This is a genomic window from Colwellia sp. RE-S-Sl-9, from assembly GCF_048296855.1.
In the GTDB taxonomy this organism is placed as follows: domain Bacteria; phylum Pseudomonadota; class Gammaproteobacteria; order Enterobacterales; family Alteromonadaceae; genus Pseudocolwellia.
Window position 1 is genome coordinate 619362 of sequence record NZ_CP182631.1, and the last position, 20279, is coordinate 639640.

The 20279-nt window shown below is 35.3% G+C and carries 14 protein-coding genes; all 14 read left to right on the top strand.

Annotated elements, in window-relative coordinates; genetic code table 11:
• Positions 1-3: 3 nt before the first annotated feature.
• The 14 genes from tssC (at position 4) to ACM9HF_RS02735 (ending at position 19995) form a co-directional block, all read left to right on the top strand.
• Positions 4-1539 carry a type VI secretion system contractile sheath large subunit gene (tssC, locus tag ACM9HF_RS02670; RefSeq protein WP_473614172.1) on the top strand — a complete coding sequence of 512 codons (1536 nt, stop codon included), beginning with the start codon at positions 4-6 and terminating at the stop codon, positions 1537-1539.
• 17 nt (positions 1540-1556) lie between these two features.
• Positions 1557-2342 carry a type VI secretion system accessory protein TagJ gene (locus ACM9HF_RS02675; RefSeq protein ID WP_473614173.1) on the top strand — a complete coding sequence of 262 codons (786 nt, stop codon included), beginning with the start codon at positions 1557-1559 and terminating at the stop codon, positions 2340-2342.
• Between the two features lie 12 nt (positions 2343-2354).
• On the top strand, positions 2355-2843 hold the full coding sequence (gene tssE, locus ACM9HF_RS02680) for a type VI secretion system baseplate subunit TssE (protein WP_473614174.1): 489 nt from the start codon (positions 2355-2357) through the stop codon (positions 2841-2843).
• Entirely contained in the window at positions 2840-4672 is a 1833-nt protein-coding gene (gene tssF / locus ACM9HF_RS02685) for a type VI secretion system baseplate subunit TssF (protein ID WP_473614175.1), read from the top strand. Before tssE ends, tssF begins: the two co-directional genes overlap by 4 nt.
• Positions 4669-5652 carry a type VI secretion system baseplate subunit TssG gene (gene tssG, locus ACM9HF_RS02690; RefSeq protein WP_473614176.1) on the top strand — a complete coding sequence of 328 codons (984 nt, stop codon included), beginning with the start codon at positions 4669-4671 and terminating at the stop codon, positions 5650-5652. The genes tssF and tssG overlap by 4 nt, the downstream gene beginning before the upstream one ends.
• Positions 5653-5745: 93 nt before the next feature.
• A complete protein-coding gene (gene tssH, locus ACM9HF_RS02695) occupies positions 5746-8352 on the top strand; it encodes a type VI secretion system ATPase TssH (protein ID WP_473614177.1) in 2607 nt (868 codons plus the stop codon).
• Between the two features lie 421 nt (positions 8353-8773).
• Complete coding sequence (locus ACM9HF_RS02700; RefSeq protein ID WP_473614178.1) at positions 8774-9253, top strand: Hcp family type VI secretion system effector; 480 nt, start codon at positions 8774-8776, stop codon at positions 9251-9253.
• A gap of 70 nt (positions 9254-9323) precedes the next feature.
• The gene (locus tag ACM9HF_RS02705; protein WP_473614179.1) at positions 9324-11228 is read left to right on the top strand and encodes a type VI secretion system Vgr family protein; all 1905 of its coding nucleotides are present in this window, start codon (positions 9324-9326) and stop codon (positions 11226-11228) included.
• Between the two features lies 1 nt (position 11229).
• A complete protein-coding gene (locus ACM9HF_RS02710) occupies positions 11230-11586 on the top strand; it encodes a hypothetical protein (RefSeq protein ID WP_473614180.1) in 357 nt (118 codons plus the stop codon).
• 22 nt (positions 11587-11608) lie between these two features.
• A complete protein-coding gene (locus ACM9HF_RS02715) occupies positions 11609-11899 on the top strand; it encodes a PAAR domain-containing protein (RefSeq protein WP_473614181.1) in 291 nt (96 codons plus the stop codon).
• 8 nt (positions 11900-11907) lie between these two features.
• On the top strand, positions 11908-13062 hold the full coding sequence (locus ACM9HF_RS02720) for a hypothetical protein (RefSeq protein WP_473614182.1): 1155 nt from the start codon (positions 11908-11910) through the stop codon (positions 13060-13062).
• On the top strand, positions 13059-14066 hold the full coding sequence (locus ACM9HF_RS02725) for a hypothetical protein (protein WP_473614183.1): 1008 nt from the start codon (positions 13059-13061) through the stop codon (positions 14064-14066). The genes ACM9HF_RS02720 and ACM9HF_RS02725 overlap by 4 nt, the downstream gene beginning before the upstream one ends.
• A 6-nt stretch (positions 14067-14072) precedes the next feature.
• Positions 14073-18824 carry an RHS repeat-associated core domain-containing protein gene (locus ACM9HF_RS02730; RefSeq protein WP_473614184.1) on the top strand — a complete coding sequence of 1584 codons (4752 nt, stop codon included), beginning with the start codon at positions 14073-14075 and terminating at the stop codon, positions 18822-18824.
• 7 nt (positions 18825-18831) lie between these two features.
• Positions 18832-19995, top strand: a complete 1164-nt coding sequence (locus tag ACM9HF_RS02735; RefSeq protein WP_473614185.1) for an ADP-ribosylglycohydrolase family protein — start codon at positions 18832-18834, stop codon at positions 19993-19995.
• The last annotated feature ends 284 nt before the right edge of the window (positions 19996-20279 follow it).

Consider the following 20279-nt stretch of genomic DNA (forward strand, 5'->3'; position numbering starts at 1 on the left):
AAAATGACGCAGGAAACAATTTCATTTGTTCAAAGTGAAATATTTATGGAAGATATACAAGATCATTCAAGTGTATCTTCCATTCCTCGGAAGTTTAAAAATAAACACTTAATGGAGCGATTCCTTCGAGAATCTAACTCTATTAAGTCTTTATTGATCTGGTTAGAAAATGCAAATCATACCGTGGATTGTTTTGAAAGAGATAGTGTTCTAACTATCTTACGTAATGCAATTAATGAAATAGATAAACAATTAAAAAATCAAATAAACGTAATTATCCACCATACGGAGTTTCAAACACTTGAAGCAAGTTGGCGTGGGATGTTTTATTTAATAGAACAAAAAGAAAAAAACGATAAAAATCAGAAAGTAAAAATAAAAGTACTTGATTGCTGTTGGACTACATTATCTAAAGATATATCAAAGGCGATTGAGTTTGATCAAAGTGAGTTTTTTAAACTTATTTATAATAATGAATATGATATGTCGGGAGGAGAACCTTTTGGCGTACTTATTGGTGATTACTATATATCGCATCTTAATAAAGTCGGTAATCCCACCAACGATATAGACACTTTAAAAGGTATATCTCAAGCATCAGCATCAGCGTTTGCTCCTTTTATAACCTCTGTAGAGCCTTCTTTTTTCGGTGCTGATGAGTTTTCAGATCTCGCCTCTTCATTCGATTTTTCTCAAACGTTTAAACAAGCAGAATACATTCGATGGAATTCGCTTAGAGCGATGGAAGATTCAAGGTTCATAGGGTTAACCTTACCCAATATATTAATGAGATCTCCTTATAAAAATGACGGTAGCCGAAGCGAAAGTTTCAAATTTGTTGAGCAAATAAAAAATCCTAAAAAAGATCATTTATGGGGGAATGCTGCTTTTGCATTTGGTGGCGTTCTTCTTCGTTCATTTACTGAGTCAGGTTGGTTCGGTCAAATTCGTGGAATGCAACCAGGCAAGAAAACAAAAGGTTTAGTGTGTGATCTTCCCGTTTGTGAATATGAGACTGACTTATACCGAGGACGCAGTAAACCCTCTATTAATTTTTTAGTTGGGGATAAATCAGAAAAAGAATTGTCTGATAATGGTTTTATATCACTTTCAGCCGTACCAGGAAGCGAACACTTGGTTTTTTACAGTAATGCTTCAGCTCAAAAACCTCAGGAATATGATTCATTATCATCCTCAGTAAATGCAAAGCTATCCTCTATGTTGCAGTATATTTTATGTGTTTCTAGATTTGCTCATTACATCAAAGTATTAGGTAGAGAAAAAGTAGGATCATTTCACTCCGCAGAAAAGTGTGAAAGAGAGTTACAACAGTGGTTACATCAATACACAGCAGCATCAGATTCTGCTTCTGATGAAGTGAGAAGTAAATATCCACTGCAGAGTGCACAAGTGCAAGTAAAAGAAATGAGAGGTAAGCCAGGCCATTACTACTCAAGTATTCAATTACAACCGTATTTTCAGTTAGATCAAATGATCTCAAGTATTAAATTAGTAACAGAGCTAACACCCAGAAGTTAGCCAATAAAGGACGAATAATGAATAAAATTAAGGAAATGCTACAAGAAGGGCGATTAGCCGATGCTATTTCTTATCTTGAGGAACTATTAAGAGAAGACCCCCTTAATGTCGATTACAAAAGTACATTTATCGAATTATTATGTATTAATGGCGAGTTAGAGCGAGCAGATAAACAACTGAATAATATAGTCCAAAAGCATCCAGATTTTTTAATTGGAGCTTCAAACTTAAGACAGTTAATTCGTGCAGAACAAGCTCGACAAGACTTTATCGTCGGTAAAGCGATTCCTAATATATTTTCTGAATCTGACGCTCATATTGAGTCGTTCATGAAACTAAGACTAGAAATCACTCAAGGTGAAGAAAGAACTATTAGTGAAAGCGCCATAAGCCTTGAATCTGCTAGACCACAAGTAAAACTAGCGATTAATAACAAAGACACAACCGAAGTTAGAGACTTAGACGACAGTTTAGGTGGTTTTATTGAAATATTTGGAACCGATGGTAAGTTTTACGTAGCTCAGTTAAATGAAATTGAATATATGTACTTTCAACCCGTCACTTCATTATTAGAGCAAGTTTGGCGTAAAGTTGAACTTAGTATAAAAGATGGTCCTAGTGGTGAAGCTCATGTTCCTATGGTTTATGGAACAAGTAAAACTGATGCAGAAAAGCTAGGACGAGAAACTGATTGGCATGAAACGGCGCCAGATGTAATGACGGGTGTTGGACAGAAAATGTGGTTTGTTAATGAAGAAGCCTTACCTATGACAAGTATTCAAAAGCTTGAAACGGTAGCTTAAGCCGAATTAACTATGAATAGTAAACATCAGGCCATACAAGCATCAATATTGGATCGTTTAATAGACGATTCACCTGATGATTATGATGTGAAAGAATTACACAAAGGTCAAAGCTTAAAACAGTTAAGAGCCAGTGTGCGAAGAGATCTTGAAAATCTTCTCAATGCTAAGGTTCAATGGTTAACTTGGCCCGAAAATTATCAAGAATTAGATCATTCATTGTTGAATTATGGTCTTCATGATTTTTCAAGTATGAGGGTTTCTAGTCTTGAGGGTCGTCAATTACTTTGTGAAAAAGTTGCCCAAGTAATTAAAAGATTTGAACCCAGATTTATAGAAGTTGATGTTGAAATTGTAGATAAAGAACAACCTTTAGATCGAATAATGCGGTTACGAATAAATGCACTTTTATACGCAGACCCAGAACCAGAATATATTTCGTTTGATTCTGAAGTTGAGCCAGTGCACCTAGGAATGAAGGTTAATGAGGTTATTTCATGAATAATGATTTATTAAAATACTATAACCGTGAACTAGCTTTTATTCGTCATATGGGAGCTGAATTTTCAACAAATTATCCTAAACTAGCAGGACGACTTAGACTTAGTGATGAACAAGTTGAAGATCCTCATGTTTCGCGTTTAATTGAAGCTTTTTCACTACTTACTGCGCAAATTAGACAAAAACTTGATGATAGTTTTCCTGAGCTTACAGAAGCTTTATTAGGGCAACTTTATCCAGACTATCAAGCACCTATACCTTCAATGACTGTTATTAAAATGGTCACCGAAAATGTATCAACAACAGGTGTATTATTACCTAAAAAAACTAAAGTTGAAACTCAAGTTGAAGGCATGAAAACGTGCCATTTTAGAACATGTTACGATACAAAACTTTGGCCTCTTGATGTTATTGATGCTCGGTTTCAAAATGCTCCTTTTAATGCACCTGAACCCATATGGAATAGTAAGCCTAAATCCATCATTAAACTCAGCTTAAAGGGTGAGTTTGAAGATGTATCTATGTCAACTCTAGGATTAGATAAACTTCGTTTTTTCTTAAATGGACAGCAACATCAAACATTCCATTTATATGAATTACTATTTGAACAGGTTATTGGATTTTCGATAGTAAAAAAAGACGATTTTTCTACAGTTAAGTATTTCGAGAAAAGGCATATTAAAACCGTTGGTTTTGAAGATGATCAGCAAGTTGTTCCTTATAGTCAACGTACATTATCTGGTTACCGTTTACTTCTTGAAAACTTTATATTTCCTGAAAAATTTCTATTTTTTGATTTAGATGAACTTGATACAAAATGGCAAGGTATAGATGATCAGTTTGAAATATTCTTTTACCTAAAAGAAGGCTCTGAAGATCTTGAAAAACAAGTTAATGCGAATAATTTCCTTTTAGGCTGTACTCCTATTATTAACCTGTTTGAACAAGAGTTAGAGCCAGTTAGAGTCGAACCATCGCAATACGAATTTAAACTCAGTCCTCGATATTTAGATGCAGATGTCGCAGAAATAATTAGCATTAGTGACGTTACGGCTTTCGACCCCAAAGATAATGAAATATTAGTGACTCCGTTTTATGGCGAAACACATCCTAATTACTTAGATCAAAACCGCTTGTTTTGGAATATTAGAAGAGAAGCGTCAAGTTGGGCAGGAGGTTATGCTGAATTTGGTACTGAAATGTATCTATCTTTAGTGGATCACCAGTTTAAAGGTTTTACTGCCGATGATGATCATGGCTCATGGTTATTAAGTGTCAACGCCTTATGTAGTAATCGTAACTTACCTGCGCATTTACCTTTTGGTACAAATGAACCTAAGATGTTTATTCCAGACCGTGCCGACATTATCAAAAAGGTTAAGTGTTTATTAGCACCAACTCAACCTGTGCGTGCAGATTTAGGTGATTCGTCAAGATGGCAATTAGTTAGCCATTTATCACTTGACAGTTTTACAGGGAATAATGCGGTAAAAACATTGAAAGAAATGTTGAAACTGTATGATTTTAAAAACTCACCTGAAAATAAAACACTCATAGAAAGCATAAACGCAATAAAAGTAACGCCTGCTACGGCAAGAGTAAATCAAAATGGAATGATAGGTTTTAGCTGTGGTAATGATATTGAACTTACTTTTAGTAGTGAACATTATTCAGGTAGCGATGTATTCTTCTTCTGTACGATATTAGATCGAGTTTTTGCGCAATTTGCGGCAATTAATAGCTTTACACGTTTAAGTGTTCGTTTTAAAGATCAAAATAGTATTTATCATACTTGGCCAAGTAGGGCTGGCAAGGTGCCATTGATATGAGTATTCAGTCTTTATTAGACAATCCGTCTGAACATGATTTTTATCAAGCTGTTTTTGCACTACAAAAGCAACTAGCTCAGGGTAAAGCTCAGTTTAGAAAAGTTGGACATGATAGTTTACCTAAAAATGAATTGGTCAGATTTAAAGCTGAACAACATCTTGGTTTTCCTGGTCAACCTATAAAAGAAGTCAGCCAGAATGATACATCAAAAGATGCTATTTCAGTTGATATGTTAGTTTCTTTTATGGGACTCACCGGCTCAAGCGGTGTGCTACCGCAACACTATTCGGAGCTCGTGTTAGAAAGATTAAAATTAAAAGATACAGGCATGAAAGATTTTTATGATTTATTTAATCATCGACTAATTTCATTATTTTATCGAGCATGGGAAAAATATAGATTTTCTGTTAACTATCAAAATAATCAATCATATGCACCAGATTCTTTTTCTTTTGCTATTAGCAAATTATCTGGAAATCAGAATAATAATCTTTTATATGCGGGTATTTTTAATAAAAAAATTAGAAGTGTCGATGGGTTGATCAGTATTTTAAGTCACTTTACCCAAAGTGAAGTTTCAGTAAAACAATTTAAAGGTAAATGGCAAAAATTATCAGTTACAGAACAAACTCGTTTAGCTGCAAGAAAATTACCCGAAGGGCAGTTTGCAAGACTAGGTGTTGATGCAAGTATAGGAAGTAGGGTTTGGGATATAAATTCTGGTATTGAGATTTATATTAAACCTCAATCAGAAAACGCACTCAGTCATTATGCTAAAAGGTTAGAAATAGTAAAAGAAGTCAAGTCTTTGGTTAGTTCCTACTTAGGTCTTGGAATAAAATTCAAGTTATTTTTGGCAATTAAGCAAGGCGCTATGCCTATCGTTCAACTATCTAAAGGTGGAGTTCCTTTAGGAATGGGGGGAGGGTTAGTGTCAAGAAAAGAAAAATTTACTAACTCATATTCATTACCCTTATAAAAAACTCAAAGTAAATAACATTTATAAACAACAAATTATAGTTAGAAAAAAGAATAAATTGTAATAATTAAACTTAAATTAAAGGATTAAAAAATGTCAGCAATGACCTTAAATAAACTGGTAGAAAAATTAACGCCTGAATGTCGCCAAGCCTTAGAGAAAGGCGCGGCTATCTGTCATAGTCGTAGTCAGTTTACTGTAGAGATTGAGCACTGGATACTGGCATTAATTGAAAAAGAACTAGGAGATATGCTCCTAATTATGGCGAGCTTTTCAATTGATAAAGAAAAATTAATTGCCGAGTTACATCAAGGCTTAGAAAAGTTAAAAACCGGTCATAGTGCGGCCCCTAGTCTATCACCACATATCGTTACTTTATTACGTCAAACTTGGCTTAATACAAGTATTGAATTTAACGATACACAAATACGCTCGGCTTATATTCTATATACTTTATTGAATGATGAATCGCTTAGTGCTTTAGTTTCTCGCTCGGCAAAACAATTACTTAAAGTTGATGCAGCCCAATTACTCCATGCATGGCCTCAACTAGCCAGCCAGTCAAAAGAACAAATTACTGCCCAAACCAATACTCCACAAAATGTAACAAATACAAAAATGAGTAAAACACCTAGTTTAGACCAATTTACTCAAGATTTAACCGCACAAGCGGAACAAGGGAAAATAGATCCAATATTGGGCCGTGATAATGAAATTCGCCAAATGATTGATATTCTAACTAGGCGTAGACAAAATAATCCTATTTTAACTGGTGAGGCCGGAGTTGGAAAAACAGCTGTTGTTGAAGGTTTAGCACTTAAAATATCTCAGCAAGATGTGCCTCTAGCGTTGAAAAACGTACGAATTCATGTGTTAGATCTAGCTTTATTGCAAGCAGGTGCCGGTATGAAGGGTGAGTTTGAAAATAGACTTAAATCTCTTATTGCTGAAGTAAAAAATGCAGCACAACCTGTTATTTTATTTATTGATGAAGCACACACAATGATAGGTAGTGGCGGACAAGCGGGTCAAAATGATGCGGCTAACTTATTAAAACCAGCACTTGCTCGAGGAGAGTTACGTACTATTGCTGCTACAACATGGGCAGAATACAAGAAGTTTTTCGAAAAAGACGCGGCGCTCAGTCGTCGCTTTCAAGTTGTAAAAATAGAAGAACCCACAGAAGAACAAGCCGTAGTTATGATGCGTGGATTGTTACCTGTAATGGAAAGCCATCATAAAATCGTTATTTCTGATCAAGCACTTTGTTCAGCAGTTAGTTTATCTCATCGCTACATAACAGGCAGACAGCTACCAGACAAAGCGGTTAGTTTACTTGATACAGCTTGTGCAAGAGTTGCAATGAGTCAAGCTTCAACTCCTGGTAGTGTCGAAAACTTACAGCGTAAAGAACAGCAAATTGAGACTCAAATCAATTTGTTAAAACGTGAAGAGAAAACAGGCGCTAACCATAAGAAACAAATAAAAACACTAAAAGATGAGTTATTAAGGGTTCAACAAGAATTAGCACCATTAGCAGAACAATGGCAGAAAGAAATAGAGTTGGTTAAAAAGGTATCTAGCTTGGTTTCTGATTTGCAAGGTGATGATGTTGATGATCTTAAAAGTAAATTACAACAATTAAAAGATCTAAAATCTGAGTTAGAAAAAAACAAACAACCAATGGTTCACTGGCAAGTAGACGAACAGCTTGTTGCCGAAGTTATTTCTGATTGGACGGGGATCCCCGTTGGTAAAATGCAGAATGACGAAATTAAAATGGTTTTAAATTTAAAAGAAACCATGGAAAAACGTATTGTTGGGCAGTCTCATGCTTTAGACATAATAGCTAAAACAGTACAAACTTCTCGAGCGCAGCTCGGTGATGAAAAAAGACCTATTGGTGTATTTTTACTTGCAGGTCCTAGTGGCGTTGGTAAAACAGAAACAGCACTGACGCTTGCTGAACAGGTTTATGGTAGTGAAGAAAACGTTACTACTATTAATATGTCTGAGTTTAAAGAAGAACATAAAGTTTCATTACTATTAGGATCACCTCCTGGTTATGTTGGGTATGGTGAAGGTGGTGTTCTCACTGAAGCTGTTCGTCGTAAACCTTATAGCGTTATTTTATTAGATGAAATGGAAAAGGCTCATCCCGGAGTTCAAGATATTTTTTATCAAGTTTTTGATAAAGGTACTATTAAAGATGGTGAAGGGCGAGATATAGATTTTAAGAATACTATTATTATTATGACATCAAATGTTGGTACTGATACAACGATGGAGCTATTTGAAGATGAGCAAACAGCCCCTTCAATCTCAGGGTTACGCAAAGCATTACAAGATGATTTATTAACTTGTTTTAAACCAGCATTTTTAGGACGAATTAATGTTGTTCCATATATACCTCTAAGTAAAGAAACCCTTAATAACATTACTAAATTGCAATTAGCTAGGGTAAGCGTGCGTCTTGAAAATCACTATCAAGCTTCATTTAATTATAGTGAAGACGTTATACATAAAATCGTTTCTTTATGTAGTGATGCGGGATCAGGCGCTCGAAATATTCATAATATTTTACAAAACAGCATGCTACCTGATTTATCAGTAAAAATATTAAATAAAATGGCACTAGATAAAAAGCCAAATAAAGTTTCTGTTAATGTTAAAAATGAAGAATTTAATTATACGGTTTAGTTTTTCAGCGTCTTTTTATTAAGTAGAAAGGGCGCTTAACTATTTTAAAATCCGTTTATATTTTGTGTAAAACCTGAATGTTTTTTTCTAAAAGCATTCAGTTTATTTGAGTATTTATCAGTAAATAAGTACAGGTTTTTTAGTGCCTAAATTTACGGTGTGAATCAACATAAAGCACTGAATTAAAAGGCAAAAATAAATAAAAATAATCTTGTTATTACTGTTTATTTAGTTTACTATTTTGGCGTAAAAATGATGGTTATGTAGTATTTCTTAAATTAATTTTGTGATGAATTGATTTAAAAAATAAAACGGAAATTTCTTACTACGTAAGAACTCTTAAGTTTAAGGAAATAGTTTTTTTAAACTTAATTAAGCCTATCCACTAATGGATAAAACACTAGCAAAAGGAGCATTAATAATGCAAGCAAATACGTATTTGGACTATGAAGGAATTAAAGGCGAAACTACAGCAGAAGGATACAAGGATAAAATCACTGTATTATCTGTTGACTGGAATGTAAGCCGTGAACTTAGCTCTTTTACAGGTACTGCTCAAGATCGTGAAGCAAGTGCTACACGTCTTGGTGATGTAACTATCTCTAAACTTCAAGATAATGCGTCACCTGACCTATTTAAAGAAGCAACTATTGGTAAAGGTAAAAAAGCAATTTTCTACATCACTAAACAAGGTGATAAAATTGAAGAAATTATGAAAATTGAATTAACTGATGCCATGATTGCTAGCTATAGTGTTTCAATTCAGGGCGATCGTCCTGTTGAGCATATCACTATTAGCTATACAGAAATGATGATGACAGTTACTCCAACTGATGATAAAAACAACATTACTGCTCCACTTGTATACGGTTACAGTGGTGTTAAAGGTCAACAAATGTAATTTGTTTGTGATCTAGGACCTTAAGGGATTAGTCCCTTAAGGTTTTTTTATATATTCATCGAGGCATGGAATGCAAAAGGCGACTCAAAAAAACAATATTATTAGTATTGCGACTCCATTAGGTAAAGATACTTTATATTTAACACATCTTAGTGGTACTGAAGCTATTTCTCAGCTTTATTCTTTCACTGTTTCTATGTTTACCGTGGGTACTAAAATATCTTTAGATGCTTTAGTTGGAAAAAAAGTGTGTGTCTCATTAAGAAATGCAGAAAGTGGTGGTGCAATACGTTATTTTCATGGTGTTGTTAGTCATTTAGAGTCTGCAGGCATGAGAACAGCAGCATCAGATGAAGTAGAAAATTATATAGATTATCAGGCTGTAATTGTACCTACAGCTGCTTTCATGAAAAAAAGAAGTAACTGTCGAATATTCCAAAACTTATCTATTATCGATATTGTTGCAGACTTGTTCGGACAGCATGGCGTAGCATTTCAAGATAAAACAACAAAAACTTATCCCAAATATGAGTACTGCGTGCAGTACCAAGAATCTGATTTAGATTTTGTTGCAAGATTATTGCAACAAGAAGGTATTTTTTACTTTTTTGAACATAGTAGTTCAGCACATACACTTGTACTTGCCGATGATATTACTGCATATAAAAAATGTGCAGAGGCTAAAGTAAGATGTTTTTCTGGTCATTTAACTAAATCACATATTGCTCACTGGCAGGGTGGTTTATCAATGGTTAGTGGTGGCTACCAGCAAAAAGGTTATGACTTTGAGCAACCTACTTTATATCCTACAGGTAGTAAAACAGCAGCAAGTTTACCATCGCAAGGTAGTTTAGAAGTTTTTGATTATTTAGGTGAATCTGAATTTAATAAACGTGCCCAACCTTTTGCTATCAATCAGCTAGAAGCTATTCAAAAAGATATGCATAAATCTACAGGGCAAGGTGATTGTAGAAGTTTTTCTATTGGTAAGTTTTTCACTTTTGAAGATCATGAAGATAGTAGCTATAAAGGCAAAAGTTATGTTCTTACAGCAATTAGAACTTCAGCTAGCCAACCTAATCAATCAGGTGCAAATCAAAGTACAAGTAATGCTGTTTATAAAAATGACTTTGAATGTGTACCTAAAGACACGCCATACAGACCATCTGTAAAAATTAATAAACCTCTGATTAGCGGTGTACAAACAGCGGTTGTAACTGGTGATCCAGGTGATGAGCAACATATAGATAAATATGGGCGAGTAAAAGTACAGTTTCATTGGGATCGTGAAGGCGAATTTAATGGAAAAAGCTCTTGTTGGATTAGAGTTGCGCAAAATTGGGCAGGCAATAAATGGGGAGCTTTCTTTTTCCCTCGTGTAGGTCAAGAGGTTTTGGTTGAGTTTATCAATGGTGACCCTGACCAACCTATTATCAGTGGTGCAGTTTATAACGCAGATTTAATGCCTCCATATGCGCTTCCAGCTAAAAAAACACAAAGTGGCATTAAAACTCACAGTACTAAAAATGGCGGTGCTGATAACTTCAATGAAGTTCGTTTTGAAGATGATAAAGGTAAAGAATTATTATTCTTTCAAGCAGAAAAAGACCACGAATTAAATGTAAAAAATGATCAAAAAGATACTATCGGGAATGACCGATTAACAGAGATAGTTAACGATAATGCCCTTAAAATTGGTAACGACAATTTAACTGAGATCACTAACAATAATACGCTTAAAGTGGGCAATGACCGCAGTAGTAAAATTGATAATAACGATAAGTTAAAGGTTGGAAAAACTCTTAACATAGAAGCCGGTAATGAAATAATAATCAAAACGGGCGGCGCTTCAATAAAAATGAGTAGCGATGGTTCCATTAGTATTGAAGGTACTAATATAAAAATTAAAGGCACAGATGTTAAGGTTAATGGTACTAGCATTGCTTTAAAAGCTGCGCAAATTAAGCTTAATTAATATGTTTAATTATCATTATCCAAATGTAGGACGTTTAGATCGATTATGTAAAGGTCATTACGTGTTATGTCAATTTGGCTATCCTCATCTAATTTGTAAACCAGAGGATAAGCCAGATGACCCTTTACTTGCCCCATCACTAGCGCAATTTATTAGTTGTACTAGTTACGGAGAGCAGTTTTTACAAAATTTGCATCAATGGAAAAATGTGAACGATATTGTCAATAAAATATTTTGCTATTACGTAAATGATGACTACCAACAAGCAAATCAAAATGTAGCCGAAATTACTCATACATTAGCTCTTGCGTTAGAACAAGGGAAATTGATTGTAATTCCATTAGACAACGAAGAATAGAATAAACAATTAAGGATAATCAATGGGAATGCCCGCAGCAACTGTAACACACATGCATTTATGCCCTAAAGTAAACCCTGGTCCTGTTCCTCATGTAGGAGGTCCTATAATAATGGGCTCTCCAAATGTACTTATCGGTAGTTTACCTGCTGCAAGAAAAGGTGACAAACTTGTATGTGTGGGGCCACCCGATACGATTAATGCCGGTTCTAGCTCGGTTAAAATAAACGGTAAGCCAGCCGCTCGTTTCGGTGATGGAACTGCGCATGGTGGAAAAATAATTGTAGGTAATCCAACGGTATTAATTGGTTAATTACTTATATGTTAGAAAAAACTAATGCTGATTATCTAGAATATGAAAATACAACAGATAGTTGCCTTGAACATTTTAAAGTTCTCTTAACGCAACGTAGAAAAATGCTATCTACGTTTTATAGTTTTAAAACAAATGTAGATGAAAATACTAAGCAACTTCTGTTGTGTATGTCTTTACTGAGTAAAAAAAATCATACTGAAAACTGTTTGTTTACGGCGACAAGTGCCAGAGAACTTATTAATTTTATACAAAGCGATCATGGTTATAATCGTGATGATTTGGTGTGTGCGTTACAATTAAAATTATACCTAAATAAAGAACTTTATAAGCCTTTTTTCATCTCATTAATGTTGTGCCAAGATAAATGTGCACAGGATATTACCCCAGAATTGGCTTTGTTTTTATCGTTCAATTTACTTAAAAACATTGTAATTTCATTTTGTCCAAGTAAAAACGAAACACTTTATAATAAATGCTTATTAAGTTTGTTTTACCATCAACAACTAACCGTTTACCTTAGCACTCCACACTTTCCATCTAATAAATTGTCTCCATTAAATAGATTGTATGTGAATGTTTTAGCAAAGGAAAATGCTAATTGTTTCGATGTTGCAACTCAATTTGTCCAATTAAACTATACAGAAAGTCATCTTTTTGAAATTTTCATTATTTCGCTAGATGAAGCTGAAGTTACTCAAGTCATTAATAGAATGAATGCTGATGTTGATTTGACACCCTTAGTTATTAAAAGTATGTCGTATAGTGGATACCGTAAATTTATTCCTTATCTTTGCCACTTTTTACAGAAGCCAGAATATACCTTACTGGCCTTTAATGGTTTGAAACTCATGTTAGGCGATAACCTTGACCAACTTATCCCTTTGGAAATACAGCTTGAGAGTGATGAAAATCAACGAATAAAAAATTTGCCATATTATTCAGCAAAAATTATTAGTGCTTGGAAGAATAAAAACAATATTTTTCAACCTAGTCAGATGATAAACGGCATGAAAACCGATCTAGATACCATTCAAAATGTATTACAACATGGCAGCCAACAACATAGATATTTTTCAAATATTCATAATGTAATAAAAGAGGCTAAAAAACGGGTAAATCATTTTAATGCTTTATTTGATAGTGATAAGTTACTTTCATGATAGTGTCACTCGCAAATACTCAATTATTTATTGGTGCTAATGAGGATACAGAGCAGGCCCTTAATCTGTCTTTGTTACCAAGCGAAACCAAATTTTATAACCTTGCAAACGGTCAAAAGGTTATCGCGTCTTTTTGTTCTTTAAAAGAAACCCATAATAAGACAGAACGTTGTATTGAATTAATTAAACAAGTACTAACAAAACTACCCCAAAAAGAGCAAGACGAACTATCTGAAACCATTGTTTTTTTATTATTACCTGTGTTTGAGCAAACACAAAATGATGAGAAATCAGCAGGGTTTAATTGTTTTGTACAGGCGCTTAGTAAAGAATTCCCTCAATTATTTAATCATGAACTCAGTCAATGTTTTCCTTTTGGTAGTGCTGCATTTCTAATAGCATTAAAATCAGTAATAGCAGTTTTTAGTAACAAAAAAGCAAGTAAAATAGTATTGCTTGCCGTTGATAGTTTGTATGATAAAATGGGCGAGTTAGCTAGTGCTGATAAATTAAAATCAACCCAACAAACTGGTTGTATGGTGCCTTCTGAAGGTGCTGCTTTTTGTCAAATAATGCCTAGTGCTGAGGGGTTAAGTGTAGATCACAGCCTACAAGGTATTGTGCCAGAAAAACAAATTAAACAAGGCATAAATAATTTATTCGCTCAAGCTTCATCAAGTTTAGTAAAACAATCGAATAAAACAGAACAAAGTAATAAAAACGTAAAAATAACATCTTTATATTTACCGGGTAATGGTGACGAATCACAACAACCTTGGTTAGATGCCTATTTTTATTTAGCCGATAATGTTTCAATTGATACAAAAATTTATCAAAATACATTATTTACTGGTGAATTAGGCTGTGTTACAGGTCTTTATAACTTTTTACATATATATAATGGTTACCAAAACGAATGGTTAACCGGTATTAGCGGACATCTTGAAGTGTCGGAAGCACTTTATCAGGGATTTTCGCTATACTCATGGACAGGGACGGCTTAGTCAAATATGGATGTTAATCAATTCCAATTTCGTGGTAACAATCGTCACGTAATTATTCTCCCAAGAAGCAGCGCAGCTCCAGCTGGTTTTTTGCTTGCTCCAACTGAAAACAACTCACATGGTGCAGAGCTTGTTAAAGAAATATCACCTCATTTAGCTAAAGACGTTAATGCTTTAGGTTATGCCTTTGGTTTATTGTCTATGGTTGGTATTTCGGTAAGCCAAGCAGCAAGACCCGTAGCAAGTAAATTAGTTGAAGCGATAAATCAAAATAGGCTGAGTGTTTATACTGAAAAAGATAAAACCTCACTTTATTATTCAACTGAAACCGCAAGTCCTTCAGCGTCAAGTGCAACAGCAACGAGTAAAGCTAAAAAACCTAGTGTTACTCAAAGTAATCAAGGTAAAAAAACAGCTAATACAAGTGAAACTGGCTCAGCAAGTAACAATACTCCGAGTGAAGTGCCTATAGCGCAACAAGAGTGTCGTTCAGATCCTATTTCAATGTTAAGTGGGGAAGAAATACTTCCTTTAGTAGATTTTGAATTGAATGGTTTAATGCCTTTAGTTTGGCGACGTTTATATCGTTCTAGCAAGATCAAACAAAACACAGGCTTAGGGTTTGGTTGGCGACATAACTTTAGTATGCAACTGGTAGAAAAATATCAGGCTCCGCCTAAAGTTGGCCCTAAAAAACTAGGGAAATATTGGCTAGAACTAATTGATGAAGAAGGGCGAGTTCATATATTTGAGCAAGTAAAACCGGGACAAACAAGCTATCAAGTTTCATCGGGGTTAGCGCTAGTTCATCAAGTAGATGGATCACAAACTTTAATCAAAGGTGATGATAGTCATTGGACTTTTACCATTCCCCAAAAGCCAGTAACTCATCAAGCCGCTTCTAATAAAAAGAACAAAGAACAGCCAGAAAAACACTGGTTACTTGAAAGTATTAGTAATCAACAAGGGCAGTACATACAGTTAAGTTATGATGATAAACAACGTCTTAGTGAATTATCGGCAGGTCCTAAACGAGGCATAAAACTTCAATACAATATCGATAATAATATAGTTCGTATTGCGGCATTTATTATAAACGAACAAGGTAAAAAGCAGTTACTTGATAACTTGCTTACAAGCTATCAATATGACGACAATCAAGCGCTAATTGCCGCTACTAACAGTTCAGGTAATGTAGAAAGATATACTTATCATAAACAACTGGTTGATTTAAATTCAGAAGAGCCTAAAGAAAACTCTAAACCTCAGCCAGGATATTTATTAAAAAAACGTACACGCGCTTCTGGTTTTAGTCATCACTTTGAATGGCAAGGCACAGATGAAAACGCCCAATGTATAAAACAATGGGGCGATAACGATACTTACCAATACCGATTCAATTTTTTTAAAGACGAACGTGGTAACGTTAGTACAAGTACCGACAGTCACGGAAATACTGAAACCTTTGTACACAACGAACAAGGGCTTTTAACGGATTTCACTGACGCTAACGGTCATACATCACGCATGAAATACGATAGTGTAGGACGTAAAATAGCGTCTATCGATAACTTAGGTCATATCACCCAATTTCGTTATAATCAGCAAGGGCAACTTAGTTTAGTTATAGATGCTAATGGGGGAGAAACCCACTATAAATATAACGTTTTAGGTAAACGCATATTAACAATTAATCCGTTAGGGCAAGAAACTAAACGTAACTTTGATGGAACCGGACGGTTGATTTCAGAAGTTATGCCTGATGGAAGAAGCCGAAGCTATGAATACACGCTATCTGGATTAATACGTAAAAAAATCGATGTATCAGGTGTTGTTACTCAATATCATTGGAGCAACAGTGGTGAGCTTCTCGCACAGCAAGAAGGCGATAACTTAACGCGCTTTAGTTACAACCCTTTAGGGCAATTAATCGCATCTATCGACTCGCAAGGTTTAGTGACTCAGTTTACCCGTAACCGTCAAGGCAAAATTATAGAGCAGATACATTATAGCCAAGCAGAGCCGAACAAAAAACACACCCAACGTTTTCATTACGACATCGCAGGGCGACTCATCAGCCAACAGCTTGTTGAATTTACAAGCGAAGAGGCAACAGAGCAATTATCCGAACAAGTAGAGCAAACCACCTATCAATATGAAGGTTTAGCACAACCTAGCCAAAAAACCTTTAGTGATGGTAGTTGGTTAACATACCAATACGACAAAGAAAGAAACCTCTCCGCGATAGAGCGAAGTGACGGTGCGACTTATCAGCTTGAATACAGCGCAACTGAGCAACCCATAAAACTTATTGGTTTTGACGGGCGAGAACAAGTTTATACATACGATGCTAACGATAAGCTTATTTCTGTTGCGGATAACGGTGAACGGTTTATTCGCCTTAAACGCGATAGCTTAGGTCGTATTATCGAGCAAACCAGTGCTGGACGTAATATTGGCAATAGGTCAGTTAGCAATGCTGAGTTAAGCAATACCCATAACTTTTATCAATACGACAAGTTAAGCCGAATAACACGAGCTCATAATAGCGAACGCACTGTTACGAAGCAATATCATCAAAATGGTCAAATTAGCACAAGCCAGCAAGGCGCTTGGCAACTTGACTACACATACAATGATAAAGGCCAACGTCAATCAGTTAAATTACCTGATAACACTACATTGCACTATAGCTATACCGAGCAAGGGCAACTCAGTGGTATTACCTATCAACAAAGTGACCAAAATAACAAGAGCATACAGTCGTTAATGACTCGTCAGTACAATGCGGCGGGTTTAGTGATACAACAAACCTTAGGTAACGGTATTGAGCTCACACAACAATTTGATGTGTTTTCAAGACTTGCTGAACAAAAATGGCAATCAGAACAAAAAAACTTTAGTGAGTTACGTACTTATCAATACGAAAAAAAACATCAATTACTTAACGTTTGTAGTGTAAGTGGAAATACTGGAAATACTGATGAAAAGGCTACCAAGCTTCAGAAAAAAGCGTTTACTTATAACCGTATAAGCCAACTACTTAACACCACGATTACTTCAGAGCCAGTAGCACAAACACCTGACGCGCAAGCAACGACTAACCTTAGCCAAGAGCAATATCAATGGGATGCCTTTGGTAACCCTCTTAACGTAAAAGAAGATAATGTTGATAACCAAGCCACCGCTCAAGCAGTTAACGCAGAAAACGTTGTTAGACCTAATTTTTCAGCACAAGAACCTAAAGCCTATGCTAATAATGAAATAAAAGTAGAGAACGACAGACTACTTAGCTTTTTAGGGACCGATTATCGATATGATGGCAGTGGAAACCAACTGACGAGTTTAGCCAAAGGTGAACATCAGCAACGCAGCTTTAATGGACTCAATCAACTCAAAAGCATCAACATTAACGGGCAACTCACCCATTACGAATACGATGCACTTGGCAGACGCAGTGCTAAAATAACTGAGCAAGGTCGTATCGACTTTATTTGGGACGAAAATCAAGTAATAGGTGAACACTTCAAAGGACAGTTTACTTGGTACATATACCAACCAAACACCTTTGAGCCGATAGCGTTAATTAAAAATGTAAGTAGCGCTAAAAACAACGAGATTTATTACTACCACCTAGACCAACTAAGTACGCCACTGTGTTTAACCGATAGTGAAGCGCAGCAGGTATGGCGAAATGAAAGCGATGCTTTTGGTTATCAGCAAGAAGATCGCTTTGATCTACAAGTTACTGATAATCAATCAGATACGAAAGTTACAGTAAACTTAATTAGTAACCCGTTACGATTTCAAGGACAGTATTTTGATGAAGAATCAAAACTGCATTATAATCGCTTTCGTTATTATTGCCCTAAGCAACAACGCTTTATCCATCAAGACCCTATAGGGTTGGTGGGTGGTATCAACCATTATCAATATGCGCCAAATCCAGTGAATTGGGTGGATCCGTTTGGGTTATTGTGTAAAGAGGGGCAAGCTAAAGTTGCTAAGGCAATAAAAGACAATGGTAATATTCCTGCTGAGCTAGAAGCTAAATTAATAGCGATAACACAGTTAGAAGATTCAGGTTATACCGCAGATGAGATGATTGAAAGTATTGATGCAGGAACTGCTGAATCATTAATTAATTTAGGTTCTGTCTCTAAAGAGTTATCTGTAGATGAATTAATCGACTCTGAACTTGATAAAATTACCAGTTTAATTTTTAAAGAAGGAGATGAGTTCAAAAACCATGTATTGATGAACTATCATTTAGATCCAGATATGGATGTACTAACACGTGATGAGTTTCTGTCATTAGCGGTATATACTACAGATCTTTACAAACCCATTAATAATGGTCTTAGAGGCTATTCACCAGAAGATAAGGAAAAGTGGGGGGAAGTAGTTGCAGATGCAGACCAAGCATTAATTAAACTAGCGGAAAATCCTGAACTAAGGTTTGAAGGACAAGTAATTCGAGGTGATGATTTTAGTGATGAGCTATTAGAAGAACTGTTTCCTATTGGCGGTATACATTATGAAAAAGGCTTTAAAAGTTCATCAAGTAATTTAGATAAACCTTTTGATGGTAATACAAAAACAATAATAATTTCTAAGTCAGGTGTTAATATTGCAAATAATGTATCGGTTGTTCCGAGAGAAGAAGAAGTTTTATTTAAATCAAATAGTCGTTTTAGAGTCTTAGCACGTGAGAAAAACTCTGATGGCATTAATGAAATCATCCTTGAAGAAATATAGAGTTAATATGAGTAATGATAAAATTGTGCATCCTTTAATACTTCAAATGAGAAAAAGAGAATTACAAATCCCCAATGATTTGCGCTTTCCTTTTATGACAAATAAATTAAGTGGCTCTAGAGAGCCCCATAAAACTCAGTGGATGTCTTCATATTGTGTTTATCGCATTGCTATACCTCAACCAAGTGATGAACAATGCAAAGAATACTATCAACGCATACAAGTAGATTGTGATGATGACATTAATCGTTTTCGTGGTGCTTTATTAGGTTGTGCATTAGGGGATGCTCTAGGAACTACACTAGAATTTAAAGAACCCGGAACCTTTGAGCCAATCACTGAGATAGTTGGAGGCGGTCCATTTAACTTAAAAGTAGGAGAATGGACAGACGATACCAGTATGTTGTATTGCTTAGCGCATAGTTTAGTTCGTACAAAAGAATGCAATTTAAAAGACCAAATGGATTTATATTGCAAGTGGTGGAAAGATGGTGTGTTCAGTGTTAATGGGAAGTGTTTTGATATTGGAAATACGGTGATATCAGCATTAGAGCGTTACCAACAAACAGGCGACCCGATTGCTGGAGATACTGCACCTATGTCAGCGGGCAATGGTTCGTTAATGCGATTGGCACCTATACCAATTCGTTATTATGATAGCTTTCAAGATGCGGTTTATTTTGCAGGACAAAGTTCAATTACCACACATGGAGCTACAGAAGCGGTAGACGCTTGCCGATATTTCAGTGGGCTAATATGGGGAGCACTACACGGAGTTAAAAAGGAAGCGCTTTTAAATGGTATTTATAGCCCTATTGATGGATATTGGGATAAAGAGCCGTTATGTTCATCACTTGTTGAATTACTGACATCAGCCGCATATAAAACAAAAAGCGCTAAGGACATTAGAGCAAGTGGTTATGTTATGCACAGTTTAGAAGCTGTTTTATGGGCATTTTATCATAGTGATAGTTTTGAAGAAGGGGCTTTGTTAGCGGTTAATTTAGGTGAGGATGCTGACACCACGGGTGCTATTTATGGACAGTTAGCAGGTGCTCATTATGGAGAACGTGTCATTGATTATAATTGGGTTCGAAAGGTTAAAGAGTTTCATGTTTTTTATTTAAAAGCACAAGAGTTAAAAGAAGTGATTATATCTACTAGGAAATAGTCATCTAATAATATTTATTACTGCTTTTGAAAAAGACAATTCAATATAAAAATATTATAAATACAGAAAGTTAATATATTGCAATGTAGATAACGTTTGGTTTAATGTGTTCCTCTAGCTAAAACCAAACAATAATTGCTACTCTATTTTTCACGGAAGAAACAATATTATCAAGGGGTCAGCTAACTTGATTTTGTTGGTGCTTTGAGGTTTCGTTATTACCAACATATTAAAAACTCCAGCTAATGCACTAGCTGAACATTCCATGGCGCCAATGGATTTAA

Coding starts and splice junctions, on each gene's coding strand:
- tssC (WP_473614172.1), top strand. CDS start 4: ATGACGCAGGAAACAATTTCATTTGTTCAAAGTGAAATATTTATGGAA.
- ACM9HF_RS02675 (WP_473614173.1), top strand. CDS start 1,557: ATGAATAAAATTAAGGAAATGCTACAAGAAGGGCGATTAGCCGATGCT.
- tssE (WP_473614174.1), top strand. CDS start 2,355: ATGAATAGTAAACATCAGGCCATACAAGCATCAATATTGGATCGTTTA.
- tssF (WP_473614175.1), top strand. CDS start 2,840: ATGAATAATGATTTATTAAAATACTATAACCGTGAACTAGCTTTTATT.
- tssG (WP_473614176.1), top strand. CDS start 4,669: ATGAGTATTCAGTCTTTATTAGACAATCCGTCTGAACATGATTTTTAT.
- tssH (WP_473614177.1), top strand. CDS start 5,746: ATGTCAGCAATGACCTTAAATAAACTGGTAGAAAAATTAACGCCTGAA.
- ACM9HF_RS02700 (WP_473614178.1), top strand. CDS start 8,774: ATGCAAGCAAATACGTATTTGGACTATGAAGGAATTAAAGGCGAAACT.
- ACM9HF_RS02705 (WP_473614179.1), top strand. CDS start 9,324: ATGCAAAAGGCGACTCAAAAAAACAATATTATTAGTATTGCGACTCCA.
- ACM9HF_RS02710 (WP_473614180.1), top strand. CDS start 11,230: ATGTTTAATTATCATTATCCAAATGTAGGACGTTTAGATCGATTATGT.
- ACM9HF_RS02715 (WP_473614181.1), top strand. CDS start 11,609: ATGGGAATGCCCGCAGCAACTGTAACACACATGCATTTATGCCCTAAA.
- ACM9HF_RS02720 (WP_473614182.1), top strand. CDS start 11,908: ATGTTAGAAAAAACTAATGCTGATTATCTAGAATATGAAAATACAACA.
- ACM9HF_RS02725 (WP_473614183.1), top strand. CDS start 13,059: ATGATAGTGTCACTCGCAAATACTCAATTATTTATTGGTGCTAATGAG.
- ACM9HF_RS02730 (WP_473614184.1), top strand. CDS start 14,073: ATGGATGTTAATCAATTCCAATTTCGTGGTAACAATCGTCACGTAATT.
- ACM9HF_RS02735 (WP_473614185.1), top strand. CDS start 18,832: ATGAGTAATGATAAAATTGTGCATCCTTTAATACTTCAAATGAGAAAA.